1 rRNA gene is annotated in these 255 nt (G+C 54.5%); it reads left to right on the top strand.

The features are described from left to right. Nucleotides 1–255 (top strand): 16S ribosomal RNA (locus M3202_RS22205); the annotation flags it as partial.

Genomic DNA, 255 nt, shown 5'->3' with positions numbered 1-255 from the left:
TAATACGTAGGTGGCAAGCGTTGTCCGGAATTATTGGGCGTAAAGCGCGCGCAGGCGGTTTCTTAAGTCTGATGTGAAAGCCCCCGGCTCAACCGGGGAGGGTCATTGGAAACTGGGAGACTTGAGTACAGAAGAGGAGAGTGGAATTCCACGTGTAGCGGTGAAATGCGTAGATATGTGGAGGAACACCAGTGGCGAAGGCGACTCTCTGGTCTGTAACTGACGCTGAGGCGCGAAAGCGTGGGGAGCAAACAG

It is taken from the genome of Halalkalibacter oceani, assembly GCF_023715605.1.
Taxonomy (GTDB): domain Bacteria; phylum Bacillota; class Bacilli; order Bacillales; family Bacillaceae_D; genus Halalkalibacter; species Halalkalibacter oceani.
The sequence above is the reverse complement of the archived record's forward strand: the minus strand, read 5'-3'. Positions and strand labels throughout refer to the sequence as shown.